This window comes from Streptomyces sp. NPDC049585, from assembly GCF_040675615.1.
Classification (GTDB): Bacteria; Actinomycetota; Actinomycetes; order Streptomycetales; family Streptomycetaceae; genus Streptomyces; species Streptomyces luteosporeus.
This window is the reverse complement of record NZ_JBFAPE010000016.1, coordinates 90,386-110,129: the sequence shown is the minus strand read 5'-3', so window position 1 is coordinate 110,129 and position 19,744 is coordinate 90,386. Positions and strand designations below refer to the sequence as shown.

General features: G+C 75.0%; 20 protein-coding genes. 15 read left to right on the top strand and 5 right to left on the bottom strand.

The features are described 5' to 3' along the window. Window positions 1–18: 18 nt before the first annotated feature. Complete coding sequence (locus AB0K17_RS18460) at window positions 19–495, bottom strand: CoA-binding protein (RefSeq protein ID WP_365965845.1); 477 nt, start codon at window positions 493–495, stop codon at window positions 19–21. A gap of 64 nt (window positions 496–559) precedes the next feature. Here AB0K17_RS18460 and AB0K17_RS18455 point away from each other — a divergent pair, with 64 nt between their 5' ends. The 3 genes from AB0K17_RS18455 (at window position 560) to AB0K17_RS18445 (ending at window position 5,635) form a co-directional block, all read left to right on the top strand. Then, window positions 560–1,186 (top strand): YigZ family protein, encoded by a 627-nt coding sequence (locus tag AB0K17_RS18455; protein WP_365965844.1) that lies wholly within the window; start codon window positions 560–562, stop codon window positions 1,184–1,186. Window positions 1,187–1,301: 115 nt separating this feature from the next. Further along, window positions 1,302–2,468 carry an exonuclease SbcCD subunit D gene (locus AB0K17_RS18450; protein ID WP_365965843.1) on the top strand — a complete coding sequence of 389 codons (1,167 nt, stop codon included), beginning with the start codon at window positions 1,302–1,304 and terminating at the stop codon, window positions 2,466–2,468. After that, window positions 2,465–5,635, top strand: a complete 3,171-nt coding sequence (locus AB0K17_RS18445) for an SMC family ATPase (protein WP_365965842.1) — start codon at window positions 2,465–2,467, stop codon at window positions 5,633–5,635. Before AB0K17_RS18450 ends, AB0K17_RS18445 begins: the two co-directional genes overlap by 4 nt. On the opposite strand, the gene AB0K17_RS18440 is transcribed toward AB0K17_RS18445, so the two are convergent. Then, complete coding sequence (locus tag AB0K17_RS18440) at window positions 5,580–6,071, bottom strand: Lrp/AsnC family transcriptional regulator (protein WP_365965841.1); 492 nt, start codon at window positions 6,069–6,071, stop codon at window positions 5,580–5,582. The genes AB0K17_RS18445 and AB0K17_RS18440 overlap by 56 nt on opposite strands. A gap of 93 nt (window positions 6,072–6,164) precedes the next feature. Between AB0K17_RS18440 and AB0K17_RS18435 the strand changes: the two genes are divergently transcribed. From AB0K17_RS18435 to AB0K17_RS18390, 10 genes are all read left to right on the top strand, one after another. After that, complete coding sequence (locus AB0K17_RS18435; RefSeq protein ID WP_365965840.1) at window positions 6,165–6,686, top strand: rhodanese-like domain-containing protein; 522 nt, start codon at window positions 6,165–6,167, stop codon at window positions 6,684–6,686. 115 nt (window positions 6,687–6,801) lie between these two features. Further along, on the top strand, window positions 6,802–7,494 hold the full coding sequence (locus AB0K17_RS18430) for a class I SAM-dependent methyltransferase (protein ID WP_365965839.1): 693 nt from the start codon (window positions 6,802–6,804) through the stop codon (window positions 7,492–7,494). A 66-nt stretch (window positions 7,495–7,560) separates the two neighbouring features. Beyond that, the gene (locus tag AB0K17_RS18425; RefSeq protein WP_365965838.1) at window positions 7,561–8,457 is read left to right on the top strand and encodes a TIGR03621 family F420-dependent LLM class oxidoreductase; all 897 of its coding nucleotides are present in this window, start codon (window positions 7,561–7,563) and stop codon (window positions 8,455–8,457) included. 175 nt (window positions 8,458–8,632) lie between these two features. Continuing rightward, the gene (locus tag AB0K17_RS18420) at window positions 8,633–9,985 is read left to right on the top strand and encodes a hemolysin family protein (RefSeq protein ID WP_365965837.1); all 1,353 of its coding nucleotides are present in this window, start codon (window positions 8,633–8,635) and stop codon (window positions 9,983–9,985) included. Continuing rightward, window positions 9,982–10,995 carry a hemolysin family protein gene (locus AB0K17_RS18415; protein ID WP_365965836.1) on the top strand — a complete coding sequence of 338 codons (1,014 nt, stop codon included), beginning with the start codon at window positions 9,982–9,984 and terminating at the stop codon, window positions 10,993–10,995. The genes AB0K17_RS18420 and AB0K17_RS18415 overlap by 4 nt, the downstream gene beginning before the upstream one ends. Before the next feature lie 50 nt (window positions 10,996–11,045). Continuing rightward, complete coding sequence (locus AB0K17_RS18410) at window positions 11,046–11,939, top strand: SGNH/GDSL hydrolase family protein (RefSeq protein WP_365965916.1); 894 nt, start codon at window positions 11,046–11,048, stop codon at window positions 11,937–11,939. A gap of 107 nt (window positions 11,940–12,046) precedes the next feature. Continuing rightward, window positions 12,047–12,244 (top strand): hypothetical protein, encoded by a 198-nt coding sequence (locus AB0K17_RS18405; protein WP_365965835.1) that lies wholly within the window; start codon window positions 12,047–12,049, stop codon window positions 12,242–12,244. Window positions 12,245–12,357: 113 nt separating this feature from the next. Beyond that, entirely contained in the window at window positions 12,358–13,791 is a 1,434-nt protein-coding gene (gene purB, locus AB0K17_RS18400; protein WP_365965915.1) for an adenylosuccinate lyase, read from the top strand. Window positions 13,792–13,838: 47 nt separating this feature from the next. Then, entirely contained in the window at window positions 13,839–14,342 is a 504-nt protein-coding gene (mug, locus tag AB0K17_RS18395; RefSeq protein ID WP_365965834.1) for a G/U mismatch-specific DNA glycosylase, read from the top strand. A gap of 90 nt (window positions 14,343–14,432) precedes the next feature. Then, entirely contained in the window at window positions 14,433–15,590 is a 1,158-nt protein-coding gene (locus AB0K17_RS18390; protein ID WP_365965833.1) for an ROK family transcriptional regulator, read from the top strand. A 7-nt stretch (window positions 15,591–15,597) separates the two neighbouring features. Here AB0K17_RS18390 and AB0K17_RS18385 read toward each other — a convergent pair whose 3' ends face one another. Beyond that, entirely contained in the window at window positions 15,598–16,332 is a 735-nt protein-coding gene (locus AB0K17_RS18385) for a GntR family transcriptional regulator (protein WP_365965832.1), read from the bottom strand. Between the two features lie 191 nt (window positions 16,333–16,523). Here AB0K17_RS18385 and AB0K17_RS18380 point away from each other — a divergent pair, with 191 nt between their 5' ends. After that, window positions 16,524–17,282, top strand: a complete 759-nt coding sequence (locus tag AB0K17_RS18380) for an SDR family oxidoreductase (protein ID WP_365965831.1) — start codon at window positions 16,524–16,526, stop codon at window positions 17,280–17,282. Between the two features lie 128 nt (window positions 17,283–17,410). Here AB0K17_RS18380 and AB0K17_RS18375 read toward each other — a convergent pair whose 3' ends face one another. Then, window positions 17,411–18,295 carry an RNA polymerase sigma-70 factor gene (locus AB0K17_RS18375; RefSeq protein ID WP_365965830.1) on the bottom strand — a complete coding sequence of 295 codons (885 nt, stop codon included), beginning with the start codon at window positions 18,293–18,295 and terminating at the stop codon, window positions 17,411–17,413. Window positions 18,296–18,385: 90 nt separating this feature from the next. On the opposite strand from AB0K17_RS18375, the gene AB0K17_RS18370 reads away from it, so the two are divergent. Continuing rightward, on the top strand, window positions 18,386–19,216 hold the full coding sequence (locus tag AB0K17_RS18370; protein ID WP_365965829.1) for an alpha/beta hydrolase: 831 nt from the start codon (window positions 18,386–18,388) through the stop codon (window positions 19,214–19,216). Between the two features lie 7 nt (window positions 19,217–19,223). Here AB0K17_RS18370 and AB0K17_RS18365 read toward each other — a convergent pair whose 3' ends face one another. Then, the gene (locus AB0K17_RS18365; RefSeq protein ID WP_365965828.1) at window positions 19,224–19,676 is read right to left on the bottom strand and encodes a VOC family protein; all 453 of its coding nucleotides are present in this window, start codon (window positions 19,674–19,676) and stop codon (window positions 19,224–19,226) included. Between the last annotated feature and the right edge of the window lie 68 nt (window positions 19,677–19,744).

The following is a 19,744-nucleotide window of genomic DNA, read 5'->3' as shown; positions in this document are numbered from 1 at the left end:
AGGCCCGGGCGACCGGTCTCACCAGGCGGGCAGTGCACCCCCGGGCCCCTGGCCCGGGGCGCCGGCCTTCTGCCGCCGCGCGGCCCGCAGGCCCAGGGAGGGGATCTCGATCGCCGGGCAGCGGTCCATCACCATCAGCAGCCCGGCCGCCCGCGCCCGGTCGTAGGCGTCCTCGTCGACCACCCCGAGCTGGAACCACACCGCCTTCGCGCCGATCGCCACGGCCTCGTCCGCCACCGCGCCCGCCAGCTCCGAGCGCACGAAGACGTCCACCACGTCCACGTCGAAGGGAATCTCCGCGAGCGAGGCGTACCCCCGCTCGCCGTGCACCGTCTCCGCCCTGGGGTGCACGGGAACGACGCGCTTGCCGTACTGCTGCAGGACCCCGGCGACCCCGAAGGCCGCACGCCGCTCGTTGGACGAGAGACCGACCACCGCCCAGGTGTCGCCGGTCTCCTCGATGATCTTCCGGATGATTCCCGGTTCTGCGTACATGCCCGCTCAACGACCGGTCACCGCCCCCCATTCCCGCCTGCGGGCGAGCATTTAGGCTGGCGGGATGCAGGACGAGTACCGCACGGTGGCCCACGAGGGCGTGCACGAGATCGAGATCAACAAGTCGCGCTTCCTCTGCGCGCTCGCGCCTGCCGCGACCGAGGAGGAGGCCCAGGCGTTCCTCGCCCGCGTCCGCAAGGAGCACCCCACCGCCCGCCACCACTGCTGGGCCTACGTCCTGGGCGCCGACGGCTCCGTGCAGAAGGCCAGCGACGACGGCGAACCCGGCGGCACCGCCGGCGTCCCCATGCTGCAGATGCTGCTGCGCCGCGAGATGCGCTACGTCGTCGCGGTCGTCACCCGCTACTTCGGCGGCGTCAAGCTCGGCGCCGGCGGCCTGATCCGCGCCTACGGCGGTGTGGTCGGCGAGGCCCTCGACACCCTCGGCACCGTCACCCGCCGCCGCTTCCGGCTCGCCACCGTCACCACCGACCACCAGCGCGCCGGAAAACTGCAGAACGAACTGCGCGCCACCGGCCGGGACGTGCGCGAGGTCGCCTACGGCAGCGAGGTCCGCATCGAAATCGGCCTGCCCGAGGCCGACGTCGAGGACTTCCGCGCCTGGCTCGCCGACACCACCGCCGGCACCGCGCGCCTCGACCTCGGCGGAGAGGCGTACGGCGACGCCTGAACGATGAGAACCTGAACGATGAGAAACTGAGCCGGGTGAGGAACAGGGTGCCGCGCGGAGCGGATGTGGCACGGGGCGACTGCGGAGGAGACGAGATGCGGGCCGGAGCCCTCCGGTGAGGCTGCTGCACACCTCCGACTGGCACCTGGGCCGGTCCTTCCACCGCGTCGGCCTGCTGGCGGCCCAGCGCGCCTTCCTCGACCACCTCGTGCACACCGTGCGCGAACACCGCGTCGACGTCGTCCTCGTCGCCGGCGACATCTACGACCGGGCCGTCCCCCCGCTCGCCGCCGTCGAGCTCTTCGACGAGGCCCTCCACCGCCTCGCCGCCCTGTCGGTGCCCACCGTCATGATCTCCGGCAACCACGACTCCGCCCGCCGCCTCGGCGTCGGTGCCGGCCTCATCGACCGTGCCGGCATACACCTGCGCACCGACCCCGCCACCTGCGCCACCCCCGTCGTCCTGCCCGACGACCACGGCGACGTCGCCTTCTACGGCCTGCCCTACCTCGAACCCGCCCTCGTCCGCGAGCAGCTCGGCGCCGACGGCGGCACGCACGCCGCCGTGCTCGGCGCCGCCATGGACCGGGTCCGCGCCGACCTCGCCGCCCGGCCCGCCGGCACCCGCTCCGTCGTCCTCGCCCACGCCTTCGTCACCGGCGGCACCCCCAGCGACAGCGAGCGCGACATCACCGTCGGCGGCGTCGCCTCCGTGCCCCCCGAGACCTTCGCCGGCGCCGACTACGTCGCCCTCGGCCACCTGCACGGCTGCCAGACCGTCGCCGAACGCGTCCGCTACTCCGGCTCCCCGCTCGCCTACTCCTTCTCCGAGGCCGACCACCGCAAGACCATGTGGCTCGTCGACCTCGGCCCATCCGGCCAGATCACCGCCGAGCGCATCGACTGCCCCGTGCCCCGGCCCCTGGCCCGCATCCGCGGCCACCTCGCCGACCTGCTCGCCGACCCCGCCCTCGACGCGCACGAGGACGCCTGGGTCGAGGCCACCCTCACCGACCCCGTGCGACCGGCCGACCCCATGGCCCGCCTCGCCCGCCGCTTCCCGCACGTCCTCAGCCTGCTGTTCGACCCCGAACGGGCCCCCGGCGACGACGCCCCCGCCTCCTATGCCCAGCGGCTGCGCGGCCGCACCGACCAGCAGATCGCCGAGGACTTCGTGGCCCACGTGCGCGGCCGGGGCCCCGACGACGCCGAACGCGCCGTGCTCACCGCCGCCCTGGACGCCGTACGCACCGAGCAGACCGTCCGCGAGGTGGCCCGGTGAGGCTCCACCGGCTGACGATCACCGCCTTCGGGCCCTTCGGCGGCACCCAGCACATCGACTTCGACGACCTGTCGGCAGCGGGGCTCTTCCTGCTCCACGGCCCCACCGGCGCCGGCAAGACCTCCGTCCTCGACGCGGTCTGCTACGCCCTCTACAACGAGGTCCCCGGCACCCGGCGCGGCAGCGACCTCGCCCTGCGCAGCGACCACGCCGAACCCGGCACGGCGACCGAGGTCGTGCTGGAGTTCACCGTCGCCGGCCGCCGCCTGGAGGTCACCCGCCGGCCCGAACAGCTCCGGCCCAAGAAGCGCGGCAGCGGCCTGACCAAGGAGAAGGCCTTCAGCGCCCTGCGCGAGAAGCCCGCCGGGGCAGCCGAATGGAAGGGCCTCAGCCGCTCCCACCAGGAGATCGGCGAGGAGATCGGGCAGCTGCTCGGCATGAGCCGGGAACAGTTCTGCCAGGTCGTGCTGCTGCCGCAGGGCGACTTCGCCCGCTTCCTGCGCGCCGAGGACGCCGCCCGCGGCAAGCTGCTGCGCAGCCTCTTCGGCACCGGCCGCTTCCTGGCGGTCGAGGAGCGCCTGGCCGATCAGCGCCGCGCGGCGGAGACGCGCGTGCGCGGTGGCGACGAGCACCTGCTCGCCCTGGCCCACCGCATGCAGCAGGCAGCGGCCGACCCCACCCTGCCGCAGGTGGCCACACCGTCTCCGTCGACGGCGGTGCGGGACGGCTCCCGCCGCGCGCCGGGGCCGTCCGGTGCCGGCCCCCAGGAAACGGTCAAAGGGCAGGGTCGGGGCCCCTCCACCTCCACGCGCCGCGCCACCGTGCCCGCCCAGGGCCGCCGCCCCGCCGAGCCCCCCGTACTCGCCGCCGGCGAGGCCGGGCTCGCCGAGGCCGTGCTCGAGTGGGCCGCCCTCGCCCGCACAGGTGCCCGCGAGGCCCTCGCCGTCGCCGAGGTCGCCGTACGAGCCGCCGAGGACGCCCACCGCGACGCCCAACAGCACGCCGAGAGCGCAGCCCGCCTCGCCGCGAACCGGATCCGCCACGCGGAGGCCGTACGCCGGGGCGAGGCGCTGGCCGCACGCCGCGACGCGTACGAGGAGGCCCGCGCCCGCCTGGAGCGTGCCAAGGCCGCCGAGTCCGTCGCGCCGGCCCTGGAGCTGCGCGAGAAGGCCGCCGCCGCGCACCGCGCCGCCACCACCGCCGAGGAACAGGCCCGCGAGGCACTGCCCGCCGCGCACCGTGCCGACGATGCCGGTGAACTGGCCGCCGCCGAGCGCACCCTGCGCGAGGAGCTCGGCGCCCTGTCCGCCGCCCGCCGGGCCGAGGAACGCGCTGCCGGCATCGTCGCCGAGACCGCCGCCCTGGAGGCCGAGGCCCGCGCCGACGAGGAGGCGCTGGCCGAGGCCGACCAGTGGCTCGCGGTCTGGGAGACCACGCGCGAACACCACCGGCAGCGCATCGAGACCGCCCGTGACGCGGTCGGCCTGGCCGAGCGGCTCGCCGGGGCGCTCGCCCCCGCGAGGCGCCGCCTGGAGGCCGCCCGCCGCCGCGACGCCCTCGCCCGGCAGAGCGAGGAGGCCGAGGCCGGCCTGCCCGCCGTGCGCAGCGCGGCCCTCGACGCCCGCGCCCACTGGCTCGACCTGAAGGAACGCCGCCTGGACGGCATGGCCGCCGAGCTCGCCGCCGGCCTGCAACCCGGCCTGGCCTGCGCGGTGTGCGGCGCCACCGAGCACCCCGCCCCGGCCCGGCCCGGGGCCGGCCACGTGGACCGGGCGGCCGAGGAGGCGGCCCTGGCCGCCCACCAGCACGCCGAGGCGCGCCGCGAGGCCGCCGAGGGCCGGCTGCGCGCCCTGCACCAGGAACTGGCCGCGGCCACGGCCGAGGCCGGCGACGAGGGCGCCGACGGCCTCGCCGGCGCCCTCGCCGAGCTGGAGGACCGGCACGCCGCCGCCACCCGCGCCTCCCACGATCTGCTGCCCGCCCGCGAGGCGCTGGCCGCGGCCGAGCGCGAGTACGAGCGGCGCCGCGAGGACCGGCAGCAGGCCGGGCTGCGCCTTGCCTCCCGCACCTCCCGCCGCGAGCACCTCGAGCGCGAACGGGAGTCGCTGCAGCACGAACTGGACCGGGCCCGCGGCGGCGAGGCGAGCGTCGCCCACCGGGCCGCCCTGCTGGAGGACCGGCTCGCGGCCCTGGCCGCCGCGGCCGAGGCCGCGCGCGAGGCGGCCCGCACGGCTGCCGCCTTGGCGGCCGCCGAGGCGGACCTCGCGGGCGCGGCCGCCCGCGCCGGCTTCGCCGGGCCGCGCGAGGCCGCCGACGCGCTGATGGATGCGGCCGGGCAGCGGGAACTGCAGCAGCGGCTCGAACAGTGGCGGGCCGCGGAACTGGCGGTGGCCGCCGAGCTGGCCGATCCGGAGCTGGTCGCGGCAGCTGCCGCGCCCCCCGCCGACCCGCAGGCCGCCCGGGCCGCCGCCGACACCGCGCACGAGGCGCTGCAGCGGGCCTTCGCCCGGGCCGCCGCGGCCCGGACCCGCTGCGAGGAGCTGGACCGCCTCTCCGCCGAGGCCACCGCCGACGTGCGGCGGCTCGCGCCGCTGCGCGAGGAGTACCACCGCGTGGCGGAGCTGGCCGCGCTGGCCGCCGGCACCTCCGCCCGCAACGAGCTCAAGATGCGCCTGGAGTCCTACGTCCTGGCCGCCCGGCTGGAGCAGGTCGCCGCGGCGGCGACGGCCCGCCTGCAGCGGATGTCGGCCGGGCGCTACACGCTCGTCCACTCCGACGCCAGGACCGGCGGCCGCGGCCGCTCCGGCCTCGGCCTGCACGTCGTCGACGCCTGGACCGGCAGCGAGCGCGACACGGCGACCCTCTCCGGCGGCGAGACGTTCTTCGTCTCCCTCTCCTTGGCCCTGGGCCTCGCGGACGTGGTCACCGAGGAGGCCGGCGGCACCCGGCTGGAGACCCTCTTCATCGACGAGGGCTTCGGCAGCCTCGACGAGCAGACCCTCGACGAAGTGCTGGACGTCCTGGACTCCCTGCGGGCACGCGACCGCGCCGTGGGCATCGTCAGCCACGTCGCCGACCTGCGCCGGCGCATCCCCGCTCAGCTGCAGGTCGTCAAGGAGCGCTCCGGCTCGGCCGTACGGCACCGGACGGCTCGCTGCGCCGGCTGAGCGCCCGGCGGGGGAGCGGCGAGGAGTACACCACGCTGGTCGTCACCGCGCCCAGCGCCCCCACGCGGCCGGCGACCTCCTCCAGGTGGCGCATGGAGCCGGCGGCGACCTTCAGCACGAAGCAGTCGTCGCCGGTGACGTGGTGGGCCTCCAGGATCTCGGGCGTGGCGGCCAGCAGGTCGTGAAAAGGTTTGTAGTTGCCGTTGGGGTAGCGCAGGCGCACGAACGCGAGGACGGGAAGTCCCAGCTTCTCCGGGTCCACGACGGCGGTGTAGCCGCCGATCACCCCGGCCTCCTCCAGCCGCCTGACCCGCTCGGTGACCGCGCTCGCGGACATGTTCACCGCGCGCGCCAACTCGGCGTAGCCGGCACGGCCGTTGCTCTGCAGGGCGTCGAGGATGCGCCAGTCGGTGGCGTCAGGGGAATACCCGGTCATGGGCGATGTCTAGCAGCGGAATCCCCGGCGGGGCAATACCTTTCCCGTGGATCATTCGTTCCGGCCGTTGATCACGGACCGTAGGTTTACGGCATGACGAACACCGCCCTGACGAGCACCGCCACCACAAGCACCGCCACGACGAGCACCGCCACCACAAGCACTGCTGTCACCGCCACCCTTGCCACGCCCGCCGAAGCGGCGGCCCACTTCGCCGCCCGGCTGACCTTCTACACGGACGTCGCCGACGTCCACGCCGCGCTGGCCGCCGGCACGGCGGACTTCACCGTGGTCGACTGCCGTTCCACGGCGGCGTGGGACCAGGGGCACGTGCCGGGTGCGGTGCACCTGCCCACGGCGCAGATCCCGCAGCTGGCCGACGAGTTCCTCGACGCGACCGTGCCGGTCGTCGTCCACTGCTGGGGCCCGGGCTGCGACGGCGCCACGCGGGCTGCCCTGGCGCTGGCGCGCCGGGGCTACCGGGTGAAGGAGATGCTGGGCGGCATCGAGTACTGGATCCGCGAGGGCTACGAGGTCGAGACGTGGCAGGGCCGGACGCGGTCCGCCCCCGACCCCCTGACGGCCCCGGTCGACGGCGCCGACTGCGGCTGCTGACGCCGCGACCGCGCGCCGAGAGGCGGGGAACGGGAAACGGGTGACGGGGAACGGGCGGGGTGGGGGAACACCCCCTCTGGGAAGGATCCCGGTAGCCGTCAGGAAGGGGTCCGCCATGCCGCACCGGACCAGAACCGCGCACGACCCCGTGCACCACCCCCTCTTCGCGCGCTTCTACGCGCGCGTCGCTCCTGCCCTCGACGAGCGCGCCGGTGTGCGGGCCCACCGCCGCGAGCTCGTGGCCGGGCTGTCGGGGCGCGTGATCGAGATCGGCGCCGGCGCGGGGCTGAACTTCGCGCACTACCCCGGCACCGTCTCGGAGGTCGTGGCGATCGAGCCGGAGCGCCTGCTGCGCCGGCTGGCGGTGGAGGCCGCCGTGCGCGCGGGGGTGCCGGTGGACGTGGTGCCCGGTGCCGCCGAGGCGCTGCCCGTCAAGAGCGAGGCGTTCGACGCGGCGGTGGTGAGCCTGGTGCTGTGCTCCGTCCGCGACGTGCGGCGGTCGCTGGCGGAGCTGCGCCGGGTGCTGAAGCCGGGCGGCGAGCTGCGGTTCTACGAGCACGGGGTGGCCCGTGGCCGGGTGCCGGCGCAGGTGCAGCGGGCCCTGGACCGTACGGTGTGGCCGGTGCTGTTCGGCGGGTGCCACACCGCCCGCGACCCGCTGGCGGCGATCGAGGCGGCCGGGTTCGAGCAGGTGACCTACAGACGGTTGCTGGTGCCGGGCGGCAGGATCCCGATGCCGCACGCGCCGCACGTCCTGGGCTCGGCCAGACGCCCGGCGGACGGGCAGGAGCGCCAGGAAAACCCTTGAGCAAACGGAGGCGTCCTCCTTTACGGTGGCGATCGTCAAGATCATCGATCGCCGAGGGGGTCCTCCATGACGTACCAGGCCGACCGGCCCTTCCGCTTCGCCGTCAACATGTTCACCGCCGGCACGGGCGCCCAGTGGCGCGAGAAGTGCCGCCGGGCCGAGGAGCTCGGTTACGACGTGATCCTGGTGGCGGACCACCTCGGCATGCCGGCCCCCTTCCCGTCCCTGGTGGCCGCCGCCGAGGCCACCGAGCGGCCCCGGCTGGGCACCTATGTGCTCAACTCCGGCTTCTACCACCCGGCGCTGCTCGCCCGCGAGGTGGCCACGACCGACCGGCTGACCGACGGCCGGCTGGAGTTGGGCCTGGGCACCGGCTACGCGCAGGCCGAGCACGAGAGCGCCGGCCTGCCGTTCGGCTCGCCGCGCGAGCGCGTCGACCACCTGGCCCGTACGGTCGACGAGGTCGGCCGGCTGCTCGCGGACCCCGGGCACGTGCCCGCGGCCGTCCAGCCGCGCGTCCCGGTCGTGATCGGCGGCAACGGCGACCGGGTGCTGCGCCTGGCCGCCCGGCACGCCGCCACCATGGCCTTCACCGGGGGCGGCGCCGGCCCCGACGGGGCGCCGCGGCTGCACGCGCCCGCCGCCCTGGACGAGCGCGTGGCCACCTTCCGCCGCTTCGAGGCCGAGCGGCCCGAGGGGCTCGCGCCGGCCGAGCTGAACTTCCTGGTCCAGATCGTGACCGTCGGCAGCGATCCCTTCGCCAGGACCGGCGACCTGATCGGTGACGTGTCGCACCTCACCGAGGACGAGCTGCTGGCCCACCCCGCACTGCTCTCCGGCTCGGTCGAGGAGATCGCCGAGCGCCTGCGCGGCCACCGCGCGCGCTACGGCTTCAGCTATTTCACGATCCTGGAGCCGTACATGGAGGAGTTCGCACCGGTGATCGAGCACCTGCGCGGCTGAATCCCACGCTGTTTTGCCTCTCCTTTACCATGGAGGGGCATCAGTACAGCCGACGGAATCCCGCACACGAAAGGTGTGAGCGTCCGCCCATGGGCGAGCCTCCCAGTAGCCATCCCCGGAACCGACATCGCGCGGTCCTTCCGCCCCTGCCCGACCATGGGACGGAGGTGAACCGATGACCGAGCTCCTCCTCCTGGGGGTCGCGCTGCTGCTCACGCTGGCCTGCGCCGTCTTCGTCGCCGCGGAGTTCTCCCTCACCACCGTCGAGCGCGCCGAGCTGCAGCGCGCGGCCGAGAGGGGCGAGCGCGGCGCCGAGAGCGCGCTGAAGGCCGTGCGCGGCCTGACCTTCCAGCTCTCCGGCGCCCAGCTGGGCATCACGCTCACCGGCCTGGTCATCGGCATGCTCGCCAAGCCGTCCATCGCCGCCCTGCTCACCGGCCCGCTGGCGGCCGCGGGCCTGCCCGCCTCGGCGGCCTCCTCCACCGCGCTGGTGCTGGGCACCGTCCTGTCCACCGTGGTGCTGATGGTCGTCGGCGAGCTGGTCCCCAAGAACTGGGCGATCTCCCGGCCGCTGCCCGTCGCCCGCCACGTGGCCGGCGCGCAGCGCGCCTTCAGCACGGCCTTCCGCCCGCTGATCCGGCACCTGAACAACAGCGCCAACCACATGGTGCGCCGCCTGGGCCTGGAGCCCTCCGAGGAGCTCGCCACCGCGCGCGGCCCGCAGGAACTCATCGCCCTCGCCCGGCACTCCGCCCGCGCGGGCGCCCTGGAGGCGGACACCGCCGAGCTGTTCGTGCGCACCCTGAACCTGGCCGACCTGACCGCGGAGAACGTGATGACCCCGCGCGTGCAGGTCATCGCCCTGGACGAGCGGGCCACCGCCGAGGACGTCGCCAACGCCACCCTGGCCACCGGCCTGTCCCGCTTCCCCGTCTACCGGGACACCCTCGACACCGTCGTGGGCACCGCCCACATCAAGGACGTCCTCGCCATACCCGCCGACGAGCGCCCCCGCCGCCCCGTCGCCAGCCTGATGCGCGAGCCGCTGTTCGTACCCGCGTCCCTGACCGTGGACCGGCTGCTGGACCGCCTCTCCGGCAAGCGCACCATGGCCATCGTCATCGACGAGTACGGCGGCACCGCCGGCGTCGCCACCCTGGAGGACATCATCGAGGAGGTCGTCGGCGAGGTCCGCGACGAGCACGACCCCCTGGAGCTGCCCGACCTCGCCCCGGCCGGCCGGGACACCGAGGGCCGCAAGCGCTACGACGCCGACGGCGCCACCCGCACCGACCAGCTCGAACACATCGGGCTGCGGGCCCCCGAGGGCCCCTACGAGACGCTCGCCGGACTGGTGGCCACCCTGCTCGGCCGCATCCCCGCCCGGGGCGACACCGTGGCGGCCGGCGGCTGGCGGATCGAGGTCACCGACGACTCCGGGCGCCGCGCCGCCCGCGTGCTGCTGACGGCCCCCCTGCCGCACGAGCGGCAGGCGAGCGCCGACGGCGCCGAGGAGGCCGGCCGATGACCTTCCTGCAACTGCTCATCGGCCTGGCCACGCTCGTGGCCAACGCCTTCTTCGTCGGCGCTGAGTTCGGCATGATCTCCGTGCGCCGCGGCCAGATCGAGCCGTACGCCGAACAGGGTGACCGCCGGGCCCGGGCCGTGCTGTGGGGCCTGCAACACATCTCCGCGCTGATGGCGGCGGCCCAGCTGGGCATCACCCTGTGCACGCTGGTCCTCGGCGTGGTCGCCGAGCCGGCCATCGCCGACCTGCTCACGCCCCTCTCGGACGCGGTGGGCCTGCCGCACCAGCTGGTCCACCCGGTCTCGTTCGTCATCGCGCTCGCCGTCGCGACGTACCTGCACATGCTCTTCGGCGAGATGGTGCCCAAGAACATCGCGCTCGCCGAGCCCGTGCGCACCGCGCTGCTGCTCGGCCCGCCGCTGGTGACGCTGGCCCGCGCCCTGCGCCCGTTCGTCTTCACCATCAACCAGCTGGCCAACGGCGCACTGAAACTGCTGCGGGTCGAGCCCAAGGACGAGATCACCGCCGCCTTCTCCGACGAGCAGCTCTCCCGCATGGTCGCCGACTCCAGCGAGGCCGGCCTGCTCGACTCGCGGGCCACCGCACGGCTGCGCGACGCGCTGAAGCTCGGCACGCGCCCGGTCAAGGACGTGGTCATGCCGCTGGAGAAGGTCGTCTCCGCCCCCTTCGGGATCACCCCCGAGGAACTGGAGCACCTGGCCGCCTCCTCCGGCTACTCCCGCTTCCCCGTGACCGACGACGCCGGACGGATCCTGGGCTACCTGCACGTCAAGGACGCCCTGGACGCCCGGCCCCGCACCGCGCCCTTCCCGCTGCGCCGGCTGCGGCCCATCGCCCGGGTCCAGGCGGACACCCCACTGGACGACGTCATCCGCGCCATGAGCCGCACGGGCGCCCACCTGGCCGCGGCCATCGGCGAGAACGACCGGCTCACCGGGCTGGTCATGCTCGAGGACGTGCTCCGGCAGCTGGTGGGCACCCGCGCCTGAGACGTGCCGGCGGGTAGGATTTGCGGGCCATGTCGATGAATGCCGCGCCGATGAACAAGGGCCCGCAGGACGAGGGCCCGACGCCCGCGCCCCGCCCGTACACCAGCTTCGTCGCCGTCGGCGACTCCTTCACCGAGGGAATGTCCGACGCGCTGCCGGACGGCAGCTACCGCGGCTGGGCCGATCTGCTCGCCACCCGGCTCGCCGGGCGGACGAGCGGCTTCCGGTACGCCAACCTGGCGGTGCGCGGCAAGCTCATCGGGCAGATCACCGACGAGCAGACCCGGGCCGCCGCCGACCTCGGCGCGGACCTGGTGACCCTGGTCGGCGGGCTCAACGACGTCCTGCGGCCCGGCTGTGACGTGGACCTGGTCTGCGCCCGCCTCGCCGAGGCCGCGGGCCGCCTCGCGCCCAGCTGCCGGCAGCTGGTGCTCATGCGCAGCCCCGGCCGGCGCGGCCCCGTCCTCGAACGCTTCCGACCGCGCATGGAGCACCTCTTCGGCTTCATCGACGAACTGGCCGAGCAGCACGGCGCGCTGGTCGTCGACCTGTTCTCCTCCGAGACCCTGGGGGATGGCCGGCTGTGGGCCGAGGACCGGCTGCACCTGAACGCCGAGGGCCACCGCCGCGTGGCCGAGGCCGTGTGGCAGGCGCTCGGCCACGAGCCCGAGGACGACTGGCAGGCCCCGCTGCCGCCCGCCGTCCGCCCCGGCTGGGCCGCCCGGCGCACCGCCGACCTGCGCTTCGCGCGCGAGCACCTCGGCCCCTGGATCGGCCGGCGGCTGACGGGGCGCTCTTCCGGCGACGGCCGCATCGGCGCGCACGTCGGCGCCGAGGACGGCCGGGCGTTCTGGGTCACCCCCGCGGACGCCGTGACCCCCGGCTGCGTGAGCACCTGGCGGCGCTGGCAGGACGAGGCAGGCGTCGTGGTCAACGCCGGGTGACCGGCGGATCGTTTCGCCGCTCCCCCAGGGGTGAGACCCGGCGTGCTGGCCCGCCGCCCGGGGCAGCCTCGCAGCGTTTCCCGGACCGCCGATCCGAAAGGCCGCCCATGCGCCGCATCGCCCTGACCGCCCTCGCCGCCCTCGCGTTCCTCGGCGCCCTCGCCACCCCGGCAGCGGCCGATACGCCCTCCTCGGACCACGAGTCGACGCGCGTCCTGCCGGTCAACGTCAAGGCGCTCACCACGGACACCCATGCCGGCGCCGCCCCGGGCACCAATGCGCTCCTGCCGGTGACGCTCGGCTGACCGGACGCGGGCGCCCCGGCGGGCCGCGTGCGGTCTTCGTAGTAAGGCACGAACCCACCCGGGGCGCCGGCCTGCGCATTCCGCCAGTAGACTTTCGCCACGTGACTGCACCTGTGTCCTCCAAGCCCCGCATCCCCAACGTTCTGGCCGGCCGCTACGCCTCCCCCGAGCTCGCCGTGCTGTGGTCCCCCGAGCACAAGGTGAAGCTGGAGCGGCAGCTGTGGCTGGCCGTGCTGCGCGCCCAGAAGGACCTGGGGATCGAGGTGCCGGAGGCGGCCCTCGCCGACTACGAGCGGGTCCTGGACCAGGTCGACCTCGCCTCGATCGCCGAGCGCGAGAAGGTCACCCGCCACGACGTCAAGGCCCGCATCGAGGAGTTCAACGCCCTCGCCGGCCACGAGCACGTCCACAAGGGCATGACCTCCCGCGACCTGACCGAGAACGTCGAGCAGCTGCAGATCCGGCTCTCCCTGGAGCTGGTGCGCGACCGCGCCGTCGCCGTCCTGGCGCGCCTGGCCCGCCTCGCCGCCGAGCACGGTGAGCTGGTCATGGCCGGCCGCTCGCACAACGTCGCCGCCCAGGCCACCACCCTCGGCAAGCGCTTCGCGACCGGCGCCGACGAGCTGCTGGTCGCCTTCCACCGCCTGGAGGAGCTGCTGGAGCGCTACCCGCTGCGCGGCATCAAGGGCCCGGTGGGCACCGCCCAGGACATGCTCGACCTGCTCGGCGGCGACGCCGGCAAGCTCGCCGAGCTGGAGCGGCGCATCGCCGGCCACCTCGGCTTCGGCCAGGCCTTCACCTCCGTCGGCCAGGTCTACCCGCGCTCCCTCGACTACGACGTCGTCACCGCCCTGGTGCAGCTGGCCGCGGCCCCCTCGTCGCTGGCCAAGACCATCCGCCTGATGGCCGGCCACGAGCTGGTCACCGAGGGCTTCAAGCCCGGCCAGGTCGGCTCCTCGGCGATGCCGCACAAGATGAACACCCGCTCCTGCGAGCGCGTCAACGGCCTGATGGTGATCCTGCGCGGCTACGCCTCGATGACCGGCGAGCTGGCCGGCGACCAGTGGAACGAGGGCGACGTCTCCTGCTCCGTGGTGCGCCGCGTGGCCCTGCCGGACGCCTTCTTCGCCCTCGACGGCCTGCTGGAGACCTTCCTGACCGTCCTCGACGAGTTCGGTGCCTTCCCGGCCGTCGTCGCCCGCGAGCTGGACCGCTACCTGCCCTTCCTGGCCACCACCAAGGTGCTCATGGGCGCCGTGCGCGCCGGGGTGGGCCGCGAGGTCGCCCACGAGGTCATCAAGGAGCACGCGGTGGCCTCCGCGCTGGCCATGCGTGAGCAGGGCGCCGAGCGCAACGAGCTGCTGGACAAGCTCGCCGCCGACGAGCGCATCCCGCTGGACCGCGCCGCGCTGGATGCGCTGATGGCCGACAAGCTGTCCTTCACCGGTGCCGCCGCCGACCAGGTCGGCTTGGTCGTCTCCCGCATCGAGGACCTCGCCAAGCGCCACCCGCAGGCCGCCGAGTACGCGCCGGGGGCGATCCTCTGAGGCGCTCCTTCACTCAGGAGGAACTCCAGGCCGCCCGCGACCGCCTCGTGCCGGACGTGGTCGCGGACGGCCTGAAGGTGCTGTTCTGCGGCATCAACCCGGGCCTGATGTCGGCGGCCACCGGCCACCACTTCGCCCGGCCGGGCAACCGCTTCTGGCCCGCCCTGCATGCCTCCGGCTTCACGCCGCGGCGCCTGGAGCCGGCCGAGGAACGGCAGTTGCTCGCCTACGGGCTCGGCATCACCAACGTCGTCGCCCGGGCCACGGCCCGCGCCGACGAGATCGGTGAGGTGGAGTTCCGCGAGGGCGGGGCCGTCCTGGTGGAGAAGGTGAAGCTGCTGCGACCGGGGTGGCTCGCGGTCGTCGGCGTCACCGCCTACCGCGTCGCCTTCGGCGACCGGCGGGCGCGCATCGGCCCCCAGGAGCGGACCATCGGCGACACCCGGATCTGGGTGCTGCCCAACCCCAGCGGCCTCAACGCCCACTGGACGCTGCCCAAGATGGCCGAGGAGTTCGCCCGGCTGCGCGAGGCCGCCGGCGCCACGGGCTGAGGAACCCGGCGCTCGCCGCCCGGACGCGCAGCGGATACGATCCGTGGCGGGCGAGCGGGCAAAGGGAGCGCAAAGCGAGGAGGCGGCACGTTGGGGCGGCTCACCGGTGGGGACCCGTCCCTGCTGCGGCGGATCAACTCGGCAGTGGTGCTGCACGCGCTGCGCGCCGCCCAGGCCCCCACGCTCACGGACCTGGTCAAGGTCACCGGTCTGTCCCGGCCGACCGTCGAGGGCGTGGTCGAAGGCCTGATCGGCGCCGGCCTCGTCGTGGAGGCGGCCGCCGACGAGGGCGCCGCCCGCCGCCAGGGCCGGCCCGCCCGGCGCTTCCGCTTCCGGGTCGAGGCGGGTCACCTGCTGGGCATCGAGATCGGTGCGCACCGCGTCGCCGTCCTGCTGGCCGACCTCGGCGGGCGCATCGTGGGCTCCGCGCAGGCCGAGGTGCACGAGAGCGACCCGGCCGAGCAGCGTCTGGAGCGCACCCGCGAGGCCGTCGCCGACCTGCTCGCGCGCGCCGGCGTCCCGCGCACCGCCCTGCGGGCGGTGGGCGTGGCCAGCCCCGGCATCGTCGAGGCCGACGGCACCGTACGGCTGAGCACCGCGCTGCCCGGCTGGACGGGGCTGCCGCTCGGCGACCGGCTGCGGCGCTCCTTCCGCTGCCCGGTGCTGGTGGAGAACGACGCCAACGCCGCCGCGGTCGCCGAGCACTGGAAGGGCGCGGGCACCGGCAGCGACGACCTCGTCTTCGTGCTGGCCGGGCTGAGCCCGGGCGCCGGCGCGCTCATCGGCGGCCGGCTGCACCGGGGCTTCGGCGGCGCGGCCGGCGAGATCGGCGCCCTGCACCTGCTGGGCCGTGAGGCCACCCCGGAAGAAGTGCTCTCGCCCACCGGGGAGCCGCTGCACCCGCTCGACGAGGCCCAGGTGGCGCGGGTCTTCGCGCTCGCGGCGGAGGGCGACGAGCCGGCCCGGGCCGCCGTACGGCGCTATCTGCGCCGCCTGGTGCACGACGTGGCGGCACTCGTCCTCGCCCTGGACCCCGAGCTGGTCGTGGTCGGCGGCTGGGCAGCAGGCCTGGACGGCATCCTCGAACCACTGCGCACCGAGCTGGCCCGCTACTGCCTGCGCCCGCCGAAGGTGGCCCAGTCCCTGCTGGGCGAGGCCGCGGTGGCCACCGGCGCGCTGCGCCTGGCCCTCGACCACGTCGAGGCGGAGCTCTTCGCGGTCGAGGGCACGGTCACGGCGCGCCGCTGAGGCCGCGTCAGCCGGCCAGGGCCACGGCGGGCGGGGTGCTCTCGCCGAAGGTCAGCTTGCAGGTGTCCGCCCGGTAGGTGGCCACGGCGACGGCCGCGGTGCGCCCGCCGGCGACGTAGCGCGTGGTGACGACGAGCACGGGGGAGCCGGGCAGCCGGTCGAGCTGCCGGGCCTCCTCGGCGCCGGCCGATCCCAGCTCCACGGAGCGGTCCTGACCGTCCAGGGGCAGCGCCTGCAGCTCGTGCAGCACGGCCGTGCTGTCCTCGGCGGGCCCGGCGGACAGGGCGGGAACGCTGCGGGCAGGGACGTAGAGCAGCTCGGCGGCCACGATCTGACCGCGCGTGCGGCGGGTGCGGCGCACGGTGTGCACGCACGCGCCCGACTCGGTCTCCAGCAGCCGGGCGACGGAGGCGGGCGGCGCCTCCCAGGTGCTGCCGATCGGCTGCCAGGCGTCACCGGCGCCGCCGGTCCGGTTCGGGCCCGCGTCGGTGACGGCCACGCCCATGCGCGGCGGGGCGACGCTGGTGCCCACGCCCCGGCGGCGCTGCAGCCGTCCCTCCAGCTCCAGTTGTTCCAGTGCCTGGCGGAGCGTGGCCCGCGCGACACCGAAACGGGCCGCGAGGTCGCGCTCGTTGGGCAGGATCTCCCCGACGGCGAACTCGGAGTCCAGTGCGTCACTGAGGACGGTCTTCAGGTGCCAGTACTTCGGTTCCGGCACCGCTTCCGGTTGCGTGGTCCCCACCCTGATCCTCCGCGAGGCTTTTTGCGCGCTTCTTTATTAAAGGTTGTTGCAGTATGCCTGCGACCATAGGACGGCGTGCGTACTTGGTCAAGACCAATGCCACCCCGCGCCCTGCCCGGCACCCACCCTCGGTTACGGTCGTCGCCACCGGTGCACACCGAAGGAACACGTACGACAACAGGGGGCGCACAATGAGCCGTAACGCCGGACAGGTCACCGTGGTCACGGGAGGCGGCAGGGGCATCGGGGCGGCCGTGGCGCTGCACCTGGCCCGCGCCGGTCACGCCGTGGCCATCGGGTACGAGCACGCGCAGGAGGCCGCCGAGCGGACGGCGGCGCAGGTGCGCGAGGCGGGCGCCGCCTGTCTGGCCGTCCGGGTCGACGTCAGCGACGAGGCCGCCGTGGACGCGCTCTTCGACGCCGTCACCGCGCAACTGGGGCCCGTCACCGGCCTGGTGAACAACGCGGGCGTCACCGGCCTGCTCGGCCGCTTCACCGAGACCCCGGTCGCGCGCATGCGCCGGGTCCTCGACGTCAACGTGACCGGGGCCCTGATCTGTGCCCGTCGCGCCGCCCTGGAGATGTCCACCCGGCACGGCGGCGCCGGCGGTGCCATCGTGAACATCTCCTCCGCCGCCGCGACGCTCGGCAGCCCGGGGGAGTACGTGCACTACGCGGCGAGCAAGGCGGCCGTCGACGCCATGACCGTGGGCCTGGCCAAGGAGCTCGCCGCCGAGGGCATCCGCGTCAACTCCGTCCAGCCCGGCCTGGTCGACACCGACATCCACGCCGCGATGGGCGCGCCGGACCGCGCCCGCACCAAGGCGGCCGTCGTGCCGATGGGCCGCGCCGGCGAGCCCGCCGAGATCGCCGGAGCGGTGGCCTGGCTGCTCTCGCCGGAGGCGTCGTACACCACCGGCGCCGTCCTGCGGGTCGCCGGCGGCCTCTAGGGCTCTTCGTCACGCAGCCACCACGGCGCCCCGTAGGGGCGCGGGGAACTGCGCGACAAGCCACGACGCGCCCGCAGCTGATCGCGCCCACGCGGTGGCAGCCGCAGATCGGCACTGCCCCGCGCCCCTTACGGGGCGCTGGGCACCGGCAGGAGGCCGGAGAGCTTGTCCGGGTTGCGCATGAGGTAGACGGTGGAGATGCGGCCCTCGGCGACGGCGAGGCACAGGACCGAGTCGGGCCTGCCGCGGGAGAGCACCAGCAGGGCCGGCCCACCGTTGACCTCCACCAGCCGGTAGTCCGGCTCGGGCAGCGGCACCGCGGCCACGGCCAGCAGGAAGCGGGCGACCTTGTCCGCGCTGTGGATGACCCGTCGGGGGCCCTTGGCCCTGCCGCCGCTGTCCGCCACCAGGCGGACGTCGGGGGCCAGCAGCGCGAGCAGGTCCTGCAGGCTGCCGCCGCCCGCCGCGGCCAGGAACCGCTCGGTCAGCTCGCGGCCGCGCGCCGGATCGGCGTCGAAGCGCGGCCGGCGCTCGGCCACGTGCCGCCGGGCGCGGCCGGCCAGTTGCCGCACCGCCGCCTCGCTGCGGCCGGTGGCCTCGGCGATGTCCCGGAACGGCAGGTCGAAGGCCTCGCGCAGCACGAAGACGGCCCGTTCCAGCGGGGAGAGCGACTCCAGCACGACGAGCAGGGCGAGGGAGACGGAGTCGGCGAGTTCCGCGCGTTCGGCGCCGGTGTAGGCGGTGGTCACCGGTTCGGGCAGCCACGGCCCCACGTACTCCTCGCGCCGCGCCTGCACCTGGCGCAGCCGGTCGAGGGCGAGGCGGGTGGTCACGCGCACCAGGTAGGCGCGCGGTTCGCGGACCTCCTCGCGCCCGGCCGAGGACCAGCGCAGCCATGCCTCCTGCACGACGTCCTCGGCGTCGGCGAAGCGCCCGAGCATGCGGTAGGCGACGGCGGTGAGCAGGGCGCGGTGGCCCTCGAAGGCTTCGAGTAGGGTCTCGCTGGTGGTCACGGACCCATCTTGCACCGTCCTCTACCCATCGGTAACCGTTGCTGACATCCTGTCTCGGTACGCATGACCACGATGGCGAGGAGCCGCCCCATGGCCGAGAAGATCTCCTTCCCCGTCGCAGCGCCCGCCGGGGACCGCACGGTCGAGGTGGCCTACGAGCGGCTGGGCGACGGCGAACCGCTGGTGCTGCTGCACGGCATCGGCCACCACCTGCAGGTCTGGGACCCGGTCATGGGCATCCTCGCCGCCGAGCGCGACGTGATCGCCGTGGACCTGCCGGGCTTCGGCCGCTCCGCCGCCGTGCCCGAGGGCATACCCCACGACCTGCGCGGCGTGACACGGATGCTGCGCGCCCTGTTCGAGGCCCTGGGCCTGGAGCGGCCGCATGTCGCCGGCAACTCCCTGGGCGGCCTGATCGCCCTGCGGCTGGGCCAGGAGAAGCTCGTACGGTCCGTCACCGCCCTGTCCCCGGGCGGTTTCTGGACCCCGGCCGAGCGCCACTACGCCTTCGCCGTGCTGAGAGGGCTGCGCCTGGGCGCCCTGCGGCTGCCCGAGCCCGCCGTGGCCCGCCTGGCCCGCACGGGCGTGGGCCGGGCGGCGCTGACGAGCGCCATATACGCCCGGCCCGGGCGCCGTTCGCCGGACGCGGTGCTCGCCGAGACCCGCGCCCTGCGGGAGGCGACCGCCTTCGACGCGGTACTGGAGGCCGGGCGCTCCTTCGTCTTCACCGGGGACGTCCCCGGTATGCCGGTGACCATCGCCTGGGGCACGGCCGACCGGGTGCTGCTGCGGCGCCAGGGCGTGCGGGCGAAGCGGATCATCCCCGGGGCCCGGCTCGTCAGGCTGCCCGGCTGCGGGCACGTGCCCATGAGCGACGACCCGGCACTGGTGGCCCGGGTCGTCCTCGACGGCTCGCGCTGACGCCAGGTCAGCTGCCCAGGCCGCGCACGTTCGTGGCGAGGTCCGCGTTCGACCAGGTGCGGGTGGACAGCACCAGGCGGTAGCCGTCGGGGTCCTCCACCGTCACGCCCCAGGTGTCCCAGTAGGGGTTGTGGGCGGGAACCCGCTTGCCGCCGTGCTCCTCCAGCCGTGCCACGAGCTCCTCGGGCACCTCCTCACCCGCGTAGATCACCAGCAGGTCCTCCACGGTCGGGGCCGGCTGCGGGAAACCGTCGGGCGAGGCGACCAGCTCCAGGTGCCAGCCGGCGTCCGCCCAGCCCACCATCAGCAACGCGTGGGCCTCGGCGGGCGGTGCGCCCTCCTCGGCCGTCTTCCGGAAGAGCACCGACAGACCGAGGCCGCCGGTGTAGAACCGCTCGGCCGCCGCGAGGTCGCGCGAGGGGCGGGCTATGCGCACATGGGCTTGTCCGTTGACGGGCACTGTGCTGCCTCCTTGTCTCCGGGGGCCGCCGTACGGCGGCCCGTACCGATCACGACCCTACGCCGCGG

Excerpts from the sequence above, each read along its gene's own strand:
- AB0K17_RS18410 (WP_365965916.1), top strand. The coding sequence starts at position 11,046 with ATGAACAAGGGCCCGCAGGACGAGGGCCCGACGCCCGCGCCCCGCCCG.
- AB0K17_RS18420 (WP_365965837.1), top strand. The coding sequence starts at position 8,633 with ATGACCGAGCTCCTCCTCCTGGGGGTCGCGCTGCTGCTCACGCTGGCC.
- AB0K17_RS18435 (WP_365965840.1), top strand. The coding sequence starts at position 6,165 with ATGACGAACACCGCCCTGACGAGCACCGCCACCACAAGCACCGCCACG.
- AB0K17_RS18460 (WP_365965845.1), bottom strand. The coding sequence starts at position 495 with ATGTACGCAGAACCGGGAATCATCCGGAAGATCATCGAGGAGACCGGC.
- AB0K17_RS18405 (WP_365965835.1), top strand. The coding sequence starts at position 12,047 with ATGCGCCGCATCGCCCTGACCGCCCTCGCCGCCCTCGCGTTCCTCGGC.
- AB0K17_RS18440 (WP_365965841.1), bottom strand. The coding sequence starts at position 6,071 with ATGACCGGGTATTCCCCTGACGCCACCGACTGGCGCATCCTCGACGCC.
- AB0K17_RS18455 (WP_365965844.1), top strand. The coding sequence starts at position 560 with ATGCAGGACGAGTACCGCACGGTGGCCCACGAGGGCGTGCACGAGATC.
- AB0K17_RS18380 (WP_365965831.1), top strand. The coding sequence starts at position 16,524 with ATGAGCCGTAACGCCGGACAGGTCACCGTGGTCACGGGAGGCGGCAGG.
- AB0K17_RS18415 (WP_365965836.1), top strand. The coding sequence starts at position 9,982 with ATGACCTTCCTGCAACTGCTCATCGGCCTGGCCACGCTCGTGGCCAAC.
- AB0K17_RS18430 (WP_365965839.1), top strand. The coding sequence starts at position 6,802 with ATGCCGCACCGGACCAGAACCGCGCACGACCCCGTGCACCACCCCCTC.
- AB0K17_RS18370 (WP_365965829.1), top strand. The coding sequence starts at position 18,386 with ATGGCCGAGAAGATCTCCTTCCCCGTCGCAGCGCCCGCCGGGGACCGC.
- AB0K17_RS18425 (WP_365965838.1), top strand. The coding sequence starts at position 7,561 with ATGACGTACCAGGCCGACCGGCCCTTCCGCTTCGCCGTCAACATGTTC.